The organism is Photobacterium sp. MCCC 1A19761 (assembly GCF_037389125.1).
Lineage (GTDB): Bacteria > Pseudomonadota > Gammaproteobacteria > Enterobacterales > Vibrionaceae > Photobacterium.
In genome coordinates, this window is record NZ_JAZGTF010000056.1 from 1 (window position 1) to 2,757 (window position 2,757).

Here is a 2,757-nt window from a genome sequence, read left to right on the forward strand (position 1 = left end):
TCTATTTGTAGATCCCAACGTGCCTTACATGTGGTGATTTTACAATTTGTTAACTCACGCTCTCACCCTGACTATCAGGAACAGCTATTAATCAGAAAATCAATTAAAACCCCGCTTTAGCTGAGTGACAAATATAGCAGTATTGTATATCATTACATTTTTATAAAAAGATAGTTGAAATGAAAAAAAGATTATATGGGCTAGATGGTATTAGGGGGGGGCTTGCTCTAATTGTCTCACTTTCCCACGCTTTAGGCCATTTGACCGGATGGAATTCAGGGTTATACCTTTTTGATAATGTAGATTTTGCTGTTGATGTATTTTTTTGTATGTCTGGAATAGTTTTAATATATGCATATAAGGATAAAGTTATAAACGGAGATATATCTGTATTAAGATTCTTTCAAACTAGATTTTTAAGATTAGCACCTCTGCATTTTTTTATGATGATATTCTCATCATTAGCATTATACTTTTCATTTGGAAACTTGGCTCCAGAATGGACTAAGTTTAATATACCTAATGATTTATTATCAGACATATTTTTAGTTAATTCATTAGGAATTTACTTTGACTCATCTATTAACCATCCTTCATGGTCTATTTCTGTTGAATTATGGATAGGAACCATTCTTTTTTTAATATTTGTTAAAATACAACCTCTAATATATGTACTGACAATAGTATTTGCATATGCAATTTACACCTTACCAATAAATCTTCAATACGGAGCAGAACATTTAGTCCCGGGACTTTCTCATGGCTCACTTAGAGGGTTGTACTCAATATCTATAGGTATGATATGTTTTTCATTAATAGAGCATACAAAAACAATTAATATCAACCATATTAGTTACTACGTAAGTGCAGTATTTATTTCAGTACTTTGTGTTTTATGGCAATTTGAAATTAACACCGCCATATATTTACTATTCATTCCTCTTGTATCTATTGCTCTTTCTCTCTTAACTAAATTACCTAAAGATAATGTAATATTAGAATTGTTAGAAACAGAATTATTTAAATGGTTAGGAAAACACTCATTCACAATATATCTAACACACATCCCTGTTATCTACTTTTTTTATCACTTCAAAAGCGATAACATTAATCATAATTTAATTCTATCAATTCTTGCTGTATTAACAACCACAGTTATATCCCCTTACATACATAAAAATATCGAGCTTAGATTCATTAATTATGGTAAAGATAAGAATTGTAATAACATGTTACCGAGTAATAATTAATTCCCCCGGATAAATTACAGATTTAAAGTCACTCTGAAAACAATAATTCATGTGGTCAAGTGAAATTGGCCACAGTTTTAGATTCATACCAAAATAACTGTTCTGACTCATTTTGTGTCAGACCATCGTTATATTGATGCGGCCTGAACTTACTGTAAAATTCAGTGATGTACTGTATAATTGAACGATATAGCTGAGAAAAAATCTCATGTCCTATTGATGATACCCATTCTGTTTTTAAGCTTCGGAAGAATCGTTCCATCGGGCTGTTATCCCAACAATTACCTCGTCGGCTCATGCTTTGCTCAATCTGATATAGCCAGAGTATTTGCCGAAAGTTCTGACTCGTGTAATGCGAGCCTTGGTCACTCTTGCCTCAAAAGCCTTTAATCGCGCTTTACCTGTTAAGTCGGTATCCGGCGATAGAGACATTGCCCAACCGATGGGTTATCTTGCAAAGAAATCGATAACCACGGCTAAGAAGCCCAGCGCGTTCCAACCCAAATATACGCGACATCACCGCACCAGACTTGATTCGGTTCCGTCACGGTGAACTGGCGGTCTAATTTATTCGCGACTTCAACGTGTTCTTGAGTCGCTTTCTTGTAAACATGCTTAGGCAACTAACACCTAACTAAGCCTAGCTTTTTCATTAACTTACAACCACGATAATGGCTCAGTGGTATTTCTTTTCTCATAACGATCTCTGCAATAGTTCAAGCCCCTGCAGAGCCATTACTAATGCGGTACGTAGCTTTAACTTCTTCGATAGTTCCTGAACACATCACAAAATGTAGAAACACTGTGGCTCTGCTTGAGTTTCTCGACTAGCGAGAATTGTGGCTTTGTTAATGATATGGACACTTCCACTCACCAGCTACACTAACAGTTGGTGAACTGAATGAGGAAGAGACCATATCATTAACAAAGCCCATGAGAGCAGTCATGATCGCAGTGTCTGAATATTGATAGCCGCGTCCACGGTTACCGTGATGTTCAGAGCATAACCAGCCGCTTATCGCTTCTTCGTCGATCCAGAATGTCAGCGAGCCGCGGTTAATCAGTGATTGGTTGTACTCCAGGGTGAGAGCATGAATGCTCATTTTTTGCTCGCCGCCTTAAAACCAGCCAGTAACACCTTGTCCAGATAAGCGGTGTTCATCGCTGCAATGTTCTGTTTACGTCGGATGCTAGCCTTTTTCGAGGTTTCGGCTCGCAACATGTTCAGTGCAATGTGCCGAAAACAGGCCATGATCTCAGCTGCATCTCCGTGATAAATCTGGCAAGCATCCTCGTTCATTGATGCATCAAGTACCCAGTGTAGGCTGTTTTCAATTCCCCAGTGGCCACGCACTGCGGTGACAAAACGCTCTGTCTCCAACTCAGCAGAGCTGATGTAATAACGGTGTTCGAGTGACTCTTTACCTGATTTATCAATGCGATAACCAATGGTAACGCCGATGCTCTTTAGCCCTTTCCAATCAGGAAACTGTTGTACCAACTCACC

At 37.9% G+C, this 2,757-nt stretch carries 2 protein-coding genes and 2 pseudogenes; 1 reads left to right on the forward strand and 3 read right to left on the reverse strand.

Going from position 1 to position 2,757, the window contains the following annotated elements; translation table 11 throughout:
* Window positions 1–179: 179 nt before the first annotated feature.
* Entirely contained in the window at window positions 180–1,250 is a 1,071-nt protein-coding gene (locus VV869_RS24275; protein WP_337737527.1) for an acyltransferase family protein, read from the forward strand.
* A 55-nt stretch (window positions 1,251–1,305) separates the two neighbouring features.
* On the opposite strand, the pseudogene VV869_RS24280 reads toward VV869_RS24275, so the two are convergent.
* The 3 genes and pseudogenes from VV869_RS24280 to VV869_RS24290 all read right to left on the reverse strand — a co-directional run.
* Window positions 1,306–2,114, reverse strand: a pseudogene (locus VV869_RS24280) (IS3 family transposase); the annotation flags it as partial.
* Window positions 2,115–2,182: 68 nt separating this feature from the next.
* Window positions 2,183–2,353, reverse strand: a pseudogene (locus tag VV869_RS24285) (transposase); the annotation flags it as partial.
* A partial coding sequence (locus tag VV869_RS24290) for an ISAs1 family transposase (protein ID WP_337737528.1) occupies window positions 2,350–2,757 on the reverse strand: 408 nt, incomplete at its 5' end. The pseudogene VV869_RS24285 and the gene VV869_RS24290, both read right to left, overlap by 4 nt.